Annotated in this window: 8 protein-coding genes; all 8 read right to left on the bottom strand. The window is 60.6% G+C overall.

Translation table 11 applies throughout. The features are described 5' to 3' along the window. Nucleotides 1-18: 18 nt before the first annotated feature. The 8 genes from NUW13_03425 to NUW13_03460 all read right to left on the bottom strand — a co-directional run bounded on the left by NUW13_03425 (nucleotide 19) and on the right by NUW13_03460 (nucleotide 16,412). Nucleotides 19-1,158 carry a uroporphyrinogen decarboxylase family protein gene (locus NUW13_03425; GenBank protein MCR4438075.1) on the bottom strand — a complete coding sequence of 380 codons (1,140 nt, stop codon included), beginning with the start codon at nucleotides 1,156-1,158 and terminating at the stop codon, nucleotides 19-21. Continuing rightward, a complete protein-coding gene (locus NUW13_03430; protein ID MCR4438076.1) occupies nucleotides 1,155-3,665 on the bottom strand; it encodes an alpha-mannosidase in 2,511 nt (836 codons plus the stop codon). Before NUW13_03430 ends, NUW13_03425 begins: the two co-directional genes overlap by 4 nt. Before the next feature lie 39 nt (nucleotides 3,666-3,704). Continuing rightward, on the bottom strand, nucleotides 3,705-6,023 hold the full coding sequence (locus NUW13_03435; protein ID MCR4438077.1) for a hypothetical protein: 2,319 nt from the start codon (nucleotides 6,021-6,023) through the stop codon (nucleotides 3,705-3,707). Nucleotides 6,024-6,029: 6 nt separating this feature from the next. Next, nucleotides 6,030-7,091 carry a cysteine hydrolase gene (locus NUW13_03440; GenBank protein MCR4438078.1) on the bottom strand — a complete coding sequence of 354 codons (1,062 nt, stop codon included), beginning with the start codon at nucleotides 7,089-7,091 and terminating at the stop codon, nucleotides 6,030-6,032. 87 nt (nucleotides 7,092-7,178) lie between these two features. Next, on the bottom strand, nucleotides 7,179-8,189 hold the full coding sequence (locus NUW13_03445; protein MCR4438079.1) for a PorV/PorQ family protein: 1,011 nt from the start codon (nucleotides 8,187-8,189) through the stop codon (nucleotides 7,179-7,181). A gap of 44 nt (nucleotides 8,190-8,233) precedes the next feature. After that, the gene (locus NUW13_03450; GenBank protein ID MCR4438080.1) at nucleotides 8,234-10,768 is read right to left on the bottom strand and encodes a hypothetical protein; all 2,535 of its coding nucleotides are present in this window, start codon (nucleotides 10,766-10,768) and stop codon (nucleotides 8,234-8,236) included. Nucleotides 10,769-10,808: 40 nt separating this feature from the next. Next, a complete protein-coding gene (locus tag NUW13_03455) occupies nucleotides 10,809-14,000 on the bottom strand; it encodes a TonB-dependent receptor (GenBank protein ID MCR4438081.1) in 3,192 nt (1,063 codons plus the stop codon). A gap of 345 nt (nucleotides 14,001-14,345) precedes the next feature. Beyond that, nucleotides 14,346-16,412, bottom strand: a complete 2,067-nt coding sequence (locus NUW13_03460; protein ID MCR4438082.1) for a hypothetical protein — start codon at nucleotides 16,410-16,412, stop codon at nucleotides 14,346-14,348. Between the last annotated feature and the right edge of the window lie 102 nt (nucleotides 16,413-16,514).

The following is a 16,514-nucleotide window of genomic DNA, read 5'->3' on the forward strand; positions in this document are numbered from 1 at the left end:
TTCGCTCCTTCGCCTACGTCAATAGGCACAAAGCTTATGGTATTCGTCCAGCATGGCCAGGAAGTTGTCGTAACGCGAACCGACGGCGATGGAATGGCTGCTGCCGAGGATAAATCGCCCTCCTTGTCTGGCGCAGGCCATGGCGCGCTGCACGTCCCTGCGCACGTCCTTGGGGGTACCACTCACCAGATGCTCCACGGCCACGCCTCCCCACAGGGTCAGCACCTTGCCGACGCTCTTTTTCAGCTCGCAGATGTCCATGCCAGCGGTGGGCTGGATGGACTGGTACGCGTCGTAGCCGATTTCCACGAATGCATCCAGGAGAGCATGGACGTTGCCGCAGCAGTGCTTCATGACCTTCTTCCCGAACACCTCGTGAATCTGCCGAACTCTAAGCTTGTTTGCCTCCAGGAATAGCTCCCGGAAAAGATGCGGGCTGATGAACGGCCCTCCCTTGTGCGCAAAGTCAGCGGCCCAGAGCACGGCGTCGCTGTCCGGGTGCACTAACACGCGGTCGGCGGCCATCTGCTGCTCGAACAGTTGCTGTGTGGCAGCTTTGACGGCCTCCACGTTGTCCGCCAGCTCCATGCAGCCGCGCTCCAATCCGCCGAGGAAGACGATGCCTATTTCCCCTCCTGAGGGCCCGCAGATGAACTTCTGATCTTTGAACTCCTGGATTACCCCGTCTAAGATGGCCCAGGAGCGCTCGTCTCGCTTTGGCACCTCGAGCGGTGCGGCGAACATCTCCGGGCGGAACTCGGTCTTCTCCAAGACCGGGTCCTTTATGCAGGTGATGTCCGCGGTGATGGGCGAGTAGCGGTAGACGCGCCCGTAGCGGTCCTCCCACGTCACTTCGTCCACACGGCGCGGCGGAGGGTCGTCCGTCTCCGGGGGAATCTCCCACGTTGCCATGGGGAAAGTGACGATGTCCAGCTCCAGCTTGCGATGCAGCTCGATGTGGTCGCGCAGGTAGCTTTCGGCCACCTCATCGTGCCGGCCTTCCCAAAAGGCGATCTGGGATTTGGCCTTTGCGCGCAGATAGGTTTCGTGCCCAAGGAGTTTCTCCACCGTGTCAAAGTCGATGGCAAACTCCCCGGTGGGGACGCGGTCGGGCTCTTCGCCAGCCAGCGTGGCTAACACACGCTCCTTGGACGTCATGGTCGGACGATTTCTCGCTCCAGCAGGTCGACCTCCACCAACCGGCGCGCCTCGGGGCGAAAAAGAAGCGTCTTCACTTCGAAGGGCCTTAAGTGAACGTCCGCCGCCAGCGGCACCCAGGGCAGTTCAACGCGCGTTGTGCGCGCCTGACCCGTGGGTTCGAAGAGCCTGATGATTAGTCCATCGCCCTGCTCGGCCTTCTTGATTGCGGTCACCAGCACGGCCGGACCGTCGACCCTCACCCCCGGGCCTGGCAGCTTTCCCTCCCCGGGCGGGAAGAACGAGAGCGCATAGGGGCGTTCGTTCTTGACCAGCGCCTCCCGGTGGATGGCCATCAGGCGCTGGCTGGCGGAGCCGGCGGTGAGCCAGAAGCGGAACAGCCGCTCGCCCTGGTCAATGCGCGGAGTAAAACGGTCTTGGGGTACAATCGGCCGCTCTTCGATGGGGTGGCCGGAGTAGGCCGGTGCGCGCAGCAACGAGAGCCGCAGCTCCCCACGCCAGTAGTCCGCCCCATAAGTGCCCTCGTTCACGCAGGTGAGCGCACGGCGGTTCTGCTCGTCCACCACTGCCAGCCACTTCTGCGCCACCACTTCATCCCCGTTTGCGGGGAGCTCATCCATGCCGTAGACGACCTGGCCCAGGAAGCGTCCCTGCGCAAACGGCGTGGGAATGGAAAGCTTGAGCATCCGGTTCGTCTCCCCCCAGTAGACGCGGAGTTCGACCTCGATTTCGCTCCCCTGCTTGGGCAGTTTGTAACGCTGGCAAATGGCGGAGCTCCCATAGGCAAAACAGGCTTCGACCACCGTGCGAACAGGCCCGTCTTCGACCACGCGGACCGGCTTCAGTGTCTTCTGTCTCACGCCAGCAAACTGCGCCGCCTGCGCCCCGCTCATGAGGGCAAACTTGCCTACCACGTCGCGAAAGCGCCGCACGCGCATCCCCCATGGGTCCTCATTGTCGTCGATGACCAGGGCGCGAAAGGCCCCTTTCTGCAAATAGTCGACCTCCCCCACACGCCAGCGGTCGATGAGGCCAGTGCGCGTGTTGATGGTGACCTCCATCGCCGGAGTCGTAAACACCAGCTTGCCGTCGCGCTCGCGCAGCTGCTCTCGAGCCTTGGCGGGCACGAGCTTAGGACGGCAGTCGAAGCGGTTCATCTGGCTTGGCGCCAGTTCTACAGTGAACACCACCCTCTTGCGCCAATCGATGCTCAGGTTGCTCAGCTCCTTTTCCACTTGTGCAGCCAGAGGCCTTCCTTGGTGCAGGACCTCGATCTCGGTAAATAGGGTCTGATCCCAGTTTATGTCGGCCAGCTGGAACTCGCACTCCACAGTCTCGCGCACCGGAAACGGGTGCGGGTTGTAGACCAGCACCGGGATCTCGCCCTCCGCGGCCTTTGGCTGCCCCTTGGCTAAGGCAAAGAAGGTGCGCGCCTTGACCCGCGAGAGGATTTCCAAGCCGTGGTCCATGAGGCGCAACGAGGCCTCCTCCACCGGCTGAATGGAACTGCCGGGCAGGATGTCGTGGAACTCGCTGGTCAGCAGGTCAAGAAGCGCGTCGCGGAGTTCCTCCTCCGGATAGGGCAGAAGGCCCTGCGCTGCTGCCGTTGTGGCCATCTTCTCGACCATGAAAAGCTCGTTCTCCAGCCGACGGTGGCGCTGCTTAATCCTGGCCATCGAGGTGTAGCACCCTACGCCCCACGGGTTGATGTCGCGGCGGCGCACAGAGAAACTTTCCGCGCGTGTCCGCAACTCGCGGAAGTAGGCCTCAGGGGTAGAATGCACGATCTCTGTTTCGCGCACCTCTTGCATGAGTGCCGAAAGTTGCTCCAAGTCGATCTTTGAAGGCCCGCCTCCGTGGTTGCCCACGCCCCAAAGGACGATCCCCACCTCCTCAGAGGGGTGCTCGGCCATCCAGGTCTCTACTTTGCGGCGCGCCCCTCCCAAGGGACTGTTGTAGAAGCTCTCCACCCGGCTGGCCAGCACCGTCGACCCGTCGTACCCTTCCCACCAGAAGTTTTCCGCGGGCAAGGTGCAGAAAGTGGAGTCGGGGCGGCAGAACAAGTAGGAATCATAGCCTGCCTTGGCCAGAATCTGTGCCAACCCCCGGCTGTGCCCGAAAGGATCGAAGTTGATGGCCGTGGTGGGCTCCACTCCGAACTTTTCGCGAAAATAACTCTTGCCCACCAGAATCTGCCTGACCAGCGATTCGCCGCTGGGCATGTTGCAGTCCGGCTGCAGAAACCAGCCGCCCATTATGTGCCAGTTGCCCGCGCGCACCAGCCCCTGGATGCGCCGAAAGAGCTCCGGCTCGTACTCTTCCACCCAGCGGTAGAGAATCGCCTCGTTATGATTGAAGACAAAGCCGGTGAATTCGTCGAGCAGGTCTGCTGCGGTGCGGAAAGTGGCGATTGCTGCGGCCGCGCCTTCTTCCCACTCCCATAGCCACACCGGGTCCATGTGTGCGTTGCACACCAAATGCAGTCGCTTCTTCCCTTTCACGCACATCCTCCCTCGAACGAGCTTGCTTTTCGGCGCGGTTTACTGTCACTTGCCTGCTGTTTTCAGCCGCACCTCGTCACGCCAGTAGCGGATCTTACCCACGCCGGGCATGTCCGGGCTACCATCAAAGGCAAGGCCGAAGAGGGCCGGCCTCGGGTCGTAGAGCACCTGGTCGCCGTACCGCGCCCCGCTGATGTTGACTGCAGTATACGAAAGCACGTCCCCGCTGCGGACGAAGAAGAGAAAGTCGGCGTTGGTTTGAAATCCGCCGTATCGGATCTTGCCGGCTTCGTAGGTGTACTTGGGGCGGCGCCAATCGCGCACCATGTCCATGCGCAAGTCGCGTTTGGCGCCAACCACGATGGTCCGATCCCCGTCGGCGATCTCCACCATCAGGCCCTTGCCCTCCGGGTCGGGTTCCACATAGCGTACTTTGCCCACCAGCTGTTCAGGCCGGACGGCAGCCCGGTGCGGAATCAGCACCGTGACGAAGGCGGTCGTCTGGCCCAGCTCAAAGTGCTGAGCGGTGGTCTGGTGAATCACCAGCTCATCCTGGTAGTAGCGGCGCTCCCGCTCTATCCCCTCCAGCTTGTAGTGCGTTTCTGGGAACACGATGAGCAGCCGCGTATCCGTGGGAAAGGCTACGGTCTGGAGCGAGTCATACACGGTGTCGTACCAGTGCTCCCCTTGTGCCAGGATTCTGCGCGTGTGCCAGAGGTTCGCGGCAGTGAAGAAGGCCGGGACGCGCGCCTTGACAATGTCAAAGACCACGAACAACTCCGGCTGCTTCACATAAGCGATGACGCGATCCTGTTCATAGCCGAGCAGCTCATCAATCACCCTTGTACGAGTGTAGTCGAATTCGGGCAGCGTGATAAAGTCCACCTTCTGCGTGCGCACCTCGCGATAGGACCCGGCATTGTGCAAAAAGTCCAGGACCGACTGGCCCGGAACAGCATCGCGAATGCTGTAACGGTACTGCCCCTGCCTCTGGCCCATGAAGATTTTCTCCTGCCGCACGCAGACGCGATTGTGGAAGTAGTCCTGCCGATAGGCGCCAAAGGGTCCACTGGGCATGTAGTCGCGATACCCGCCGTCATGCAGGAGCAAGGACCCGCCAGCCATGAGCAGCACAATGCTGTTTTCGTCGGCGTGACCATGGGTCATCTTCTCCTCTTCCACCGGGATGGTGTCCCGCAGGTAGTCCCTATACAAGAGTCCCGCGTCTCCCTCGTCCTTGTAGTTGAGCAGAAGATAGGTTGAAGTTGGTTGCCAGCCGTTGCGCATGACAATCTTCTTGCCCTGCGCGTCTTCCATGACTTCGCAACTCAGTGCCGCAGGGATTTGCGGAGTGAGCCTGTCGGTGCCGAAGCGGTAACAATCGAGGAGCAGATAGGCGAGTCCTGTGTCAGGCAGGTTCTTCCAGTCGAGAAAGCGCCCGGCGATGGTGGCCGCAGCCCATTTCAATTGCGGCGAGTTGTAGGCACGCGCAGCCGCCTCAAAGAATACCAGGAATCTGCTCCAGTTGGATCGCCAGTGGGAATCGCCAAAGTCGGGAATCATCCCATCCGGGCACATCAGGTGCAGGAAATACTGGGCATAGTAGTACATTTCGGGCAATTGGAACAGCTCGCTCAGCTCGTTCTTCGCATCGGCGTAGCTCAACAACGAGTAGAGCCAGACGGCATTGTAGAGGCTGGCGTCCTCTATCTCCCAGTTGCCCCAGTTATCGGCACGCAGAGCCTCTTCCAAGACCTTCCAGTACCTGACCTCGGGGTGGTTTGGTACCGCGCGGATAGCCCACGCCAGCGTTTCGCCCCGCAGCATGCCGCGGTTCATCGCCCCCCACTCTTGTGTGCGGAAAAGATACTCGATGCTTTCGCCAATGGTTGTGTCGATCCTTTGCTGTTCTGCAGGGGTTAGGAAGCCTTTGCGCTTCAACGAGTCGTAGGCGCGGACGTAACGCATGGTGGTGAAAAAGTCGGGGAGTGCAGGCACGCCGTCTTCGTAATCGGTGCGCTTGCGTGCTGCCGAGTCGGGATAGAAGGCACGGTAGTCGCCGTAGGTGAGCAAGACCTTCTTGGCCCGCTCGGCATAGCTTGTTCGCCCCGTTACCTCGTAAAGGTAGCCGTAGATGGCGGCCATTTCCAGAAAGCGCGGCGGCGGGCGGTAACCGAACACATTGTCCGGGTCGATGGTCTTCTTCCACTCGGCTTCCAAAGAGTCATAGTGCTGCCAGGTCCAATCGGCGGAGGCCCTGGCGAAATCAAGGTAGCGCTGCATCGGTACCGCTCGCTGCGCCAGCGCAGCCGCCCCGACCACAGACAGGAGAAGCACGACAAGCACCCTTACCGCACGCATCATGACCTCCTATCCCTCTTTCGCTACCTTGCGTCGCGCCACACGATTGCACGCGGCGACGAAATCGGCAGCGCTGTGCACGTAGCCGAACATGAGGCTCGTGCGCCACAGAGCCTCTTGCTTGTGCAGTTCACCCCGCACGCTCTCTTTGTTCTCCACCGCCGTCACTGCCTCCTTGATGCAGGAACAGCGGTAGCCCAGCCGTGACATGTCTACCATCCCGCCTGGCGAAAACCACAGGCACCAGTTTATGGCAAAGCCCACGTAGATGAGCTGCCATATGCCAAGCTCGCGCAGTACTGCGTTCAGCTGGTGCGTGGTCAGAGCGACATACTCGTCGCCCTGAGGTTTGGCCACCTCGGGGAAGTCCAGGCGTTCGCCATACCACTCCACCGCCTCTGGAAAGCGCGGGCCGAAGAGGAGCTTGCCTTTCTCCGAATCCGGGTACGGTTCCTGCTCCGGGCGTCTGGCGGTGGGCAAACCAGGCGGCTCCGGGCCAGCCAGTGCCATTGCCCGATGGTAGCCTGGATACCTGCGCGCATAGCTTTCGTCCGAGGCCACGTGGATCACGCGCACCCCCGCGGCGCGCGCACCCGCGAGCACAGGCGGAATCACCTCGCGCGTGATGGCAACGGAACGCGCAGCCCACTCCAGCATCTCCATGACTGGCCCTGCTGGGCCCTGCGGCGCGAAAGGCAGCACCGGGTGAACACCCACATTCCAGATGTGCATGGCGACCAAGGCAGTCTCGGCAACGGGCACAACGACGGGAACAGTCTGGCCCCAGCCAAGAAATCCGCGCGCGCCAAGCTTCCCCTGCGAAAAGTCCACCGGGTAGTGGCGGTAGTACTCTCCTTTCAGCTCCAGCAAGGGACCAGAGGACTGTCGTGTGGCCCTCGCCCGCTTGCCCAAATTCGGTCGGGCGAGGACTTTGGCTCGCATCGCCATCAGGGACGCAGCGGCCCAGGACACAGTGGTCAAAAAGGCACGTCGGTTCATGTCACCCCGCAGAAAACCGGCGAGGCAGCCTGCGAGTTGCTCGCTGCCTCGCCGGCAGTCGATGCCCTGCATACGAAAAACTCCCAGAGTTGCCTCTGGGAGTTTTTCGCTAAAGCAACACTTACCTACACACAGCCGTTTGCGCTACGGACGGCTCCGTTAGAACTGGAATCTCAGGCTGAACCTGTGCGTGTTGTCGAACGTGGTGAACTGCGTGAATGCATAATCCAGCCACAGGTTCATGCCGGAGATGGGCAGCGCCAGGCCGGCCCCAAAGGATGCGCCTTCGTCGGTCTGTTTCAGCCGCGTCAGCTCATCCTGGAAACCGGAGTAGTTGAACTTGTACCCGGCACGCAGCGCCAGCTTGTCGTAGAGCGTCCATTCGCCGCCCACGAAGTACAGCTGCGGGCAGTCTTTCGGCTTGGTGAGGTCGACGAACGCCTTCAGCGCGGTGTTCTCCTCCTTCGCCACACTCATAGAAGCGCCGATGGCGAAGTACAACGGCAGCGAGGCCCCGATGGCGTAAAACTTTAGGTCGCTGCCCACGTTGTTGATGCGCGCGCCAAAGGTTAGGTCGCGAAAGCCCGTCTCGTACACGGCGCCAAAGTCGAACGCCCAGGCTTGGGCCGCCACGTTATCGATGCTCTCGCGGATGTACTTGCCCGAAAGACCCATGCGGAAGCGGTCGGTGAACTGCTTGCTGTAGCCCAGCGTGACCGCCAGATCGTAGTAGTTGTACGTGTCATAGCGGCCAAGCCCTGGCTCTTCAGGCACCGGTTCGGTGTAGCCCGGGGGGGCCAGGTCGCGGTCTGCAGCAAGGTCCGACATGCCCATGTAGATGACGCCGAGGCCAAAGCTGCCCAGGTCGCCGAAGCCATGGGTCACGGCCAGCGCGGTGTGGTCGATGTCAATCAACCACTTGTTGTAGTTGAGCCCAACGAGCGTCTTCCCGGCATCGGTCTGGATACCCGCCGGGTTCCAGAAAATCTGGTTGGGGTCGCCGTAGATGGTGGTCGCCGCAGAACCCAGAGCCACCATCCGTGCGCCCACACCGATTTTCAGAAACGCGGCGCCGTCGATGCCCGGTTTCCTCAACTGCCCGGCGGCCGCCACAGAGGCCACCAGGAGCAGGAACACCAGAACGAGGCCTACGGTTCTTGACACCTTCATATCTGTATCTCCTTCGGTTAGGGATTGTCAGGTCGCGACCACTACTACCGGATGATGGCAAAGGTGCCGTGCTGCTGGCCACCTTTGTACTTGACCACCCAAATGTACAGGCCGCTTGCCACCTCGTTCCCATTTTGGGAATACATATCCCAGAAGTAGGTGCCGTTGGTAGCAACCGGCGCCGCGTAGTCGACCTCCTGCACCAGCATGCCGGCGAGGTCGTAAATCTGGATGGTGCAGCGCGAGGGCAGGTTGTAGAACATCACCTGGTGCTTGCCGCTGGCATCGTGGAATGCCACCCGCTTGTACGGGTTCGGCCGCACGCCGATCTTCGCCCCGCCCATCTCGATATCAGCCACAGTGGCCGTCGGAGATACAAGCACAAAGACAGCGCCGAGTTTCTTCAGCCCCTCGATGTCGCTCTCCTTGGGGTAGTCGGAGGTCTTCCATGCCCACGGCCAGGTGTTCTCCCAGTAGCCACTCCGACCGTTGATGTTAACCTTGCCGCTCTCCAACCAGCTCACGTTGTCCAGTCCCTGGTAGGCCGGCGGCACCGTCGCAGCAGCGCCCTCCTTGTAACTGGACACGTAGTACCAATAGCTCTGGCCAGGAGCGGTGTAACTATCGTCCTCCCACGCATAGGGGTAGGTGGCAGCGTCGGTGTCGGTGTTCTTGTAGTTGGCGAACTCAGACTTCGGCACTACCTTGACCAACGAATAGGGGCCCCAATAGTCGCCCTGCTGGGGTTTGAGATACTCGGTGTTGGTCATCAGCGGGTTGATCTCATCCTTGCCAGGGTCGACTGCCGGGTCCATGGTCTTCCACCACGTTCCGTGCGTGGGGTAGAGCTTTTCGGTGGAGTTGTAGCGCGGCCAGGCGACGCATTTGTAGATCTTGATGCCGTCGCAGGCGCCCAACTTGCTCGGGTCCTGCCACTTGATGAGCGGTCTGACGTTCTTGGAGCCGCTCACCTTGATCTCCGGCACCGGCGGGCCAGAGGGTACGTCGTAGGAGCCGTCCGGCTTAATGGACTTGAACACCGCGCGCGCCATCTTCACCGTCTTGCGCAGGCCAAGAATGCGGAAGCCCGAACCACGGTAGAAGTAGAGCCTGATCCTCTCGCCCACTTCCATGGAGAAGGGGCCGATAGCGCAGATCGGGTCGCCATCGAACTGGTACTGGCTAATCAGGCCTTCCTTAATAATGTTCGGCTCCATAGCCTGGCCACGCGGCGGGGCGTCAATGGGGTTAATCCCCAAGGGTTGACCAGTCACCGGGTCATTGACCACGACCGGGGTCGCCTTCTCGCGCGCACCATCCGGATAGGTCCACTGCGACAGATCCTTTACGACAAAGGTCGTCGGGTCTCCAGCCGTACCTCCGGAGAAGATGGCCGGGTTAGGATTGAGGTCGAACTTGGCCCCATCGCCGCTCTTGCCACCATCCACGAAGAAGCAGCCCATGCTGGCAATGTGGCCCTTCTTGGGGGTACCGTCGAAGACGCCGCCCCAGCCAGGCTGGTTGGTGTGGAACCAGCCGCGCTGTACGCCCTCACCCACGGCCGGGACAATCTGGTTGCCGCTGGCGTCCTTGAACGCGAGGAACTTCTCCTCCCACTGCAAGGCGTTGGGGTTCCACTTCTTCGCGCCCAGCCAGCCGTAGCCGTTGTAGGCGTCAAAGTACTCGCCGAAATCCGTCACGGCCGGGTGGTCATTGGCACGCACCGTAGTGGAGCCGATGGCCTGGCAGTGAATGTCCCACGGGTGACCGTTCTCATCCGGGGTCAGGTCGATGATGCTGGCCCGATAGCGGTTGTTGTTCACATAGTAGGCGCGTCCGCCATCGTAGTAGATGTAGAAGTGGAAACACCCTGGCCAGTAGAAGAGGTTCAGAGCGTTGATGCGGTTGTTGGTCAACTCCACCACGCCGTCGGCATTGAGGTCAGTCTGGCCGGTATTGTACAGCTCGATCTCGATGATGTGAAAGTCGTCCAGATTGCCCCACGGCATGGTCCACGAATGAGCGGTCAGCTTCACATCTACGCCCAGGGTGGTTGGCCACGCGGAGGTCGCCCACGCGTGGGTGCGATCCGCCGACAGGTAGCACCCGCCCACCGGGTCATGGTAATTGCGGAGCGGGTCCTTTGCCCCTGCCACGTTCGGCGTGTACTTCAGGTAGGCATAGTTCTCGCTCCCCGCGGGCCCGAGCGCACCTTGGATGGCAGCAAAGGCCGGGTCGGGGTTGTACTCCACCGCGTTGAGGCCATTGCTGAAGTCGACAGCCAGCCGCCCAGACATCCAGCTCCAGGGCGGGTTGCCGAACAGACCGCTGGTGATCAAGCGGTTGTTCTGGAAGATGCACCCCTGGGGGTGGCCGTAGCCAATGTTCTTCACATCGGTCTGGATGGCCAGTCGTGGCCAGGGGTAGTCGTAATTGGCGGGGATGTACGTGCACCACGTCTCTCCCGCGACAATTACCATGTTCTTCTGCGGTCCCTCCGCCCAGGCCGAGAGCTGGATCAGGGTTACCGCTGCTACCACCAGAAACAAGGTGGTAAAGAGTTTTGAGTGCCTTTGCATGTGCCAGTCTCCTCTCAAATGCTCTGCGCAAACCTGCGGTTTAGAACCCTATCTCCAGACCGGCCCAGATCTGGCGCGCTGGCCCATAGAGTGGACGGCCCAGCCAGTCGAAAGGCACGTTCCAGTAGCCTTTCGGGTCACCTTCGTCACCGGTCTTGGGCTTGCGGTCCCGCCCCAACTCGAAGATCTGCTGGTCGATGTTCTCATAGAAGGGCGTGCGGTTGTAGGCCAGGATGTTCTCCTTGTTGGTGACGTTGTCCACCTGGACGAAAGGCCGGAAACGAATGCCTGCCAGCTTCCCTTCCCAGGTGAGCCGCAGGTTCAGCCAGTAGTTCCACGGGCCCTCACGCATCTTGGGGCTGACTGCGAACCACGGATCGAGGTCGATGTTCTCCGTGGGCAGGTACTTGAAGCCGCTCATGGCGTTGCCCACTGCTGACAGCTGGAAGTCGAGCGGCAGGTAGAACATCAACGTTGCGCCAAAGCGGTGGGTGCGGTCAAAGCCTCCTGCCAGCGGGTTCTCGGTCTCGCGCAGCACGATGTTGTCCTCGCGGTACGGGTAGTAGTCCGCCCACTTCAGCGGCAGCTGACCATAGTTCGCGCTGTCGGTCCTGGCGCTGAAAGCGGTCAACTGCGTCGGGTCGTTGCCCGTCCTGACCTGGGCCGCCTTGATGTAGGAGTAGGCATAGGTGACTCGCCCTGACCAGAAGCCGGTACGACGCTTCTCGATGGTCAGCTCGATGCCGCGCGAGTCGGCATGGCCCCAGGAGCTCCGGATGTAGAGTCCCTGACCCTTGTACGGCGTCAATCCCCACAGCCGATTGCCATAGTTCTCCACGTCGCGGTAGTAGACCACCGCGTCCAAGGCGATGTCCAGAACCGGCGCCCACTGCAAGCCGATTTCGTACGCCGTGGAGCGCATAGGCTCCTGGTCCACCCACACCGTGGTCATCGACGGAGAGGCCGAGTAGTTGGTGAAGTTGTAATCGGTATACAGCGAGGCAAAGTTCGGGTACTGGATGAACTTGCCAAAGGAGTAGTGCATCGCCATGCGATCAGAGATCGGGTGCGACACACCCAAGCGCGGGCTGAAGAACCACTTCCAACCCACCTTCCCGCCACGCACCGGGCGCAGTTCCCAGAGCGCGCCGGTCGCATCGGCAATGTAGTCCCAGGGGTGGAAATCGTTCACGAAGCGCCGCGTGTCGTTGTCATAGCCGTCCACCCGCGCGCCGACGTTGACGATCATACCCACGTACTCGATGCGGTCCTGCAGGTAGAAGCCGAACTCCTTCGGGTAGAACGTGTGCTTGTCCAGGTGGAAGCACTCCATCGGGTACTGGTGACCAGCGCCACCGAGCTCCGCTTGCTTGTTGTCGACATCCACGTAGTGGTAGCGGAACTGGAATCCGGTCTTGATCTGGTGGTTGTAGGTGATCTGGCTGGTCAGGTCGCCCTTGATGGTGCTCACGTTCCGCGTGGTGCGGCTGTAGAGCGCTGCCGGGTAGCGCGGACGGAACAGGCCGCCAGTGGTCCAGAAATTGACCTTGTTCTCCATGTAGGTCTGGTCGATGGCACTGTAGAAAAAGGTGCGTCTGGGGTCCCTCGGCCCGAGCACAGCATCAGGGTTTTCGTTGAGGAAGTTGCCCACGTAGCCGTTGACCGTGGTCCAGTCGATGTAGGTGATGCCGGTGGCCGGATCGGTCTTGGTTACGCCGCCCACGTAGCGGAGGTACTCCTCCCGCGAGTCGAAGTCGATAAAGTCGCCCTTTTCGTCGATGTCGCAGTAGCCATCGCCGTTGTCATCCGGGTAGCCGAGCTCGCTGGTCTTATTGCTCTGGCTGATCTGGATCTCGTAGAACGTCTTTGGCGACAGCGTGTGGGTCCACTTGGCGTACGCCACCAAGCCCAGGTCCTTGTAGCGGGGCGCACCCTCCATGTAGTACAACCACTTCGGGTTGAACTTCCAGTTGACAAAGTTGAACAGCTTGCCGCCATCATCGACCTGGCCGTAGAGGGTCACGCGCATATCCTTGGTGAAATCATAGTGCAGCTTCAAGCTGCTGACGATGCGCTTGTCCAGGTCGAAGGGCATGGCGGAAGTGCGCAGGTTCTGGTAGCGCCCTGTCAAGAAGAAGCCGCCCTTACCACCGGTGAAAGGCAACGGTCCACTCAGATTGCCTTCAACCTCGTAGGAGCGGCCCAGGCCCACCGAGTCGTCGGGATCATAGTAGTACTTGTCCCGGCACAGCTGCTCGTTCCATGTGTACAGCTGCGCAGAACGCTGGTCCTTGATCTGCGACGAAGCAGCAAGCGTGTTCCGCTCGTCAAAGTAGCCAATCTGAAGAATTTTGTCTTGCGCGTCCTTCTTGCTGTCCTTCATGTAGTAAGGGTTGGTGCCAAAGTGCTCGATCTTGTCCAGAGGCGTGCCCCGCACGAAGATCTTGCCGCTGTAGTTTTGGCCACCAGACTTGGTGACCATGTTCACGATGCCAGCAGAAGCGGTGGGGTACTCAGCGGTAAAGGTGCCGGCGTAGACGTTCAGTTCCTGGATGGCGCTCGACAGCATCTCCGTCATGGCCGTCTCGCGCAGCTCGGAACGCCGGAACGCCTGGTAGACGTGCCCAACATCCAGAGTGCCGAACGCGCCGGTGCCACCCGAGAAGTACGTGTCGGACACATCGACGCCATCCACCAAGTACCTGGTCTCGTACTTGCGGCCGCCGCGCACGTAGCCGCTGAAGGTGCTCGCTGCCGTCTCCACCAGGTCGCGGTAGCTGCCCACGGGCAAGCGGTGGTCCAGCTCCTGGGCTTCCATGGTGGTCTTGGACTGGGTGAGGGTCTTCTCCACCAAGGGCCGTTCGGCAACCACGGTGACCGCCTGGCCTTCGATGACGGTTGGGCTGAGCTGGAAATCGAGCTCAGTGGTCAGCCCAGTCACCGCGCGCACGCCGGTCTTGGTCACGGCCGTGTAGCCCATAAATGATGCCTTAACGGAATAGACGCCTGCGGGGACGTTGAGGATAAAGTACCGACCTTGCAGGTCAGTGGAGGCTCCCATTGTCGTGCCTTCGATGATGACGTTCACGCCGGGCAGCGGCTCACCCGTGTCGGCATCCGTCACCCGTCCAGCAATCTTGCCGGTGACCGCGAACACAGGCACGGCCGCTGCCAGCGACAAGACCAGGACAATGGGAACAAGAAGCGCCAGTTGTAGGATGCGTTTGTGCATGTCCATGCTCCTCTAGTTTAGGGCTCTCTCGCACAACACTCCTCCGACTCGCTACCGCCTACCCTCCGGCATTCACCTCCTTTCCGCTTGAGACCCAGGCCAAAAAAGAGAGGGAATAGAGCTCTCCCGCCCGGGGCCCACGGGCAGAAGACTCTATTCCCTCAACCACTGCCTCAATCCTCCCCACCATCACATCTGCATGAAGCGTCCGCAAAGTTACCATTGTGCTCCACTCGATGATGCTCGGGGAAGCGACTTGCCTTAAATGTGCTACCACCTATTATAACATATTCGCAACAAAAAGTCAAGAGAAAAATTTCGTTCAGTGCGTTTTCGCGCAGTTTTTTACCTGGCGAGGAAGCGCTCTGCAAAGGTTGGCTGGCTCCCGGCCATCACCACGAAGACATCCAGGGGCACTACCTCGAACTCTGGCCCCAACTTGCTCAAGATATTCTTGACCCGCTTCACGTCGCTGGCCTCCCTGACGTGCATGAGCAAGAAGTACGGCCGCACTTTGTTGATGGTCGCCAGCTCCCGCAAGTCGGCGACCGCTTCTTCCTCTGGCTTTGTGGGTGACAGGTAGTAGTCGTACGAGATGAGCGGCCTGCCGTTCTTGACCGCGAACGTGAATGATGGGGCATAACCGTTGAGAAAACCGATCACGTCAGGCATGCCCTGGTAGTAAGCCTCAACCACCTCCCTGGTCAGCTCCGTGTTTCCCTCGACGGTGGCTCCTTCCGAGTAGTCCATGATCTCGAAGACGCGCAGGTCAAGCTTCTCCATGAATTCCTTGGCCTTGCCGATGAGTCCAGGCAGAAGCTGCGCCGGGACCGCCTTCGGGTAGAGGTAGCCCGGGCCAGACAAACAGCCGATAAGATAGTCATTGGGGGTTGCCGTGCGGTAGTAGTATTCCTGCATGGCGGGCTCCAGCCACAGCCGATTCATGATTACCTCCCAGGCGTAGGGGAGCTCGCCCCGACCTGGCCGGTGCCATGACCCAATCCCCATGCCGTCGGTCTGCACACAGGCAATGTAGACCTTCTTGCCCGGTTTGTAGCGCTTGCCCGGCACCACATTGTGATTGTTCTTAAAGACGAAGCCAGGGGTCGGCGGCACTTGATGGCTGAAGCTCAGGTTTGGGATCGTGTGCAGCCCTTCCACCCGCAGGCCGTAGCTCGATGCCAACTTGACGTGGTCTCGCTCTTTGTCCTTGGCGTAGGAATGCCAGCCCATCACCATGGACGTGGGATTCATCTGGCTGAGCAGCTTGTTGGCGAGTGCGTATTCCTCGACGTCTTCTGGCTTGGTGGAAAGGTCGTTGAAGAAACAGCGGTTGTAGATTCCCCAATCGGCAACGCCGGGCTTCATGACGGGACCCGCATCGCCTCCCATCCAGATGACGATGTCGCGGCTGCAGCGGTCCCAGTAGCGGTCGTAGGCCCACTGATAGATCTGGGCATCGTTCATGCCCACAAACTTGCCGCGCAGGTCCGCTACCATCTTGAGGCCGCACTCTTCTGCCAGTGGGATAAAGTCCTCGCTCACCACCAGCGCCTTCTCCACGCCGGCGATGGTAAAGGCCACAATCAACGAGGTGCGCACCTGCAGGTCCCACACGACGTACCCGGCCAAGGCGTGCTTGAAGGTTTTCACCGCCTCAGGAACAGACTTGAGCTCGGTGAAAGTGAAGTAGCGCTTCTCTTGCACGAATTGGAAGAATGGCTTGACATAGTTGAAGGGCCATGTCTCTGGATACAGGAGGTAGAGCCTGGGACCGCTGCCATTGGCTAAGCCCTGCAGGCTGATGAGCAGCGCCTGCTCAGCAAGACCGTCCGCCACTTCCCAATTGTCCTTGAGGCGAAAGAAGAACGCTTCGCGCTTGCCGGCCTTTTTCAGCACATAGTGGAGCGGGCCAGAGGTGCGCGTTGACCGCGAAATCTCGTACACCAATATGTCACCGCCCTCGCGCAGTTCGTAGGTGTGCACACATGTCACCGGAGTTGGCCCCTGGGAGCCACGCACGCTAAAGCGCTCCTCGACCCTGAGCACCGTGCCGCCCTTGTCCCAGCGGGCCACCAGCTGGCGTTCACCTCCCACCGGCATGGAAAGCCCCATGAACACATTGGTGGGAAACACCCGGTCCTTGATGGGAAGCTTGGTCACCGAACCATCGGTACGGAGGTCGAGAGAATCCACAAAGCGACGGCTCGTGCCCCATGTCTGCACGAGCAGAATCCCGTCTTCCTTGGTCGTCGCGTCGATGGCTAAGGTGGCGTAGAGGTCGATTTCGGTGCTCACTTCGGGAAGAAGCTTCCAAGTACCGTTGAACTCCGGATTCCCCTGCGCCAAGAGAGTCCCCCCTGCTCCGACCAACGCCGCCACCAGGGCGAGCACAACGGCGATGTGTTTCATGGTTTCCTCCGTACAGGTTAGTTGTGCCCTACAGCAGAACTTGCCTCAGCTCTCCTTCGCATCCCCCTTTTCCCCTCCTTCGGAAACGAAAGGAACAAGCGC

The sequence above is a fragment of the candidate division KSB1 bacterium genome, from assembly GCA_024655945.1.
Lineage (GTDB): Bacteria > Zhuqueibacterota > Zhuqueibacteria > JANLFK01 > Oleimicrobiaceae > Oleimicrobium.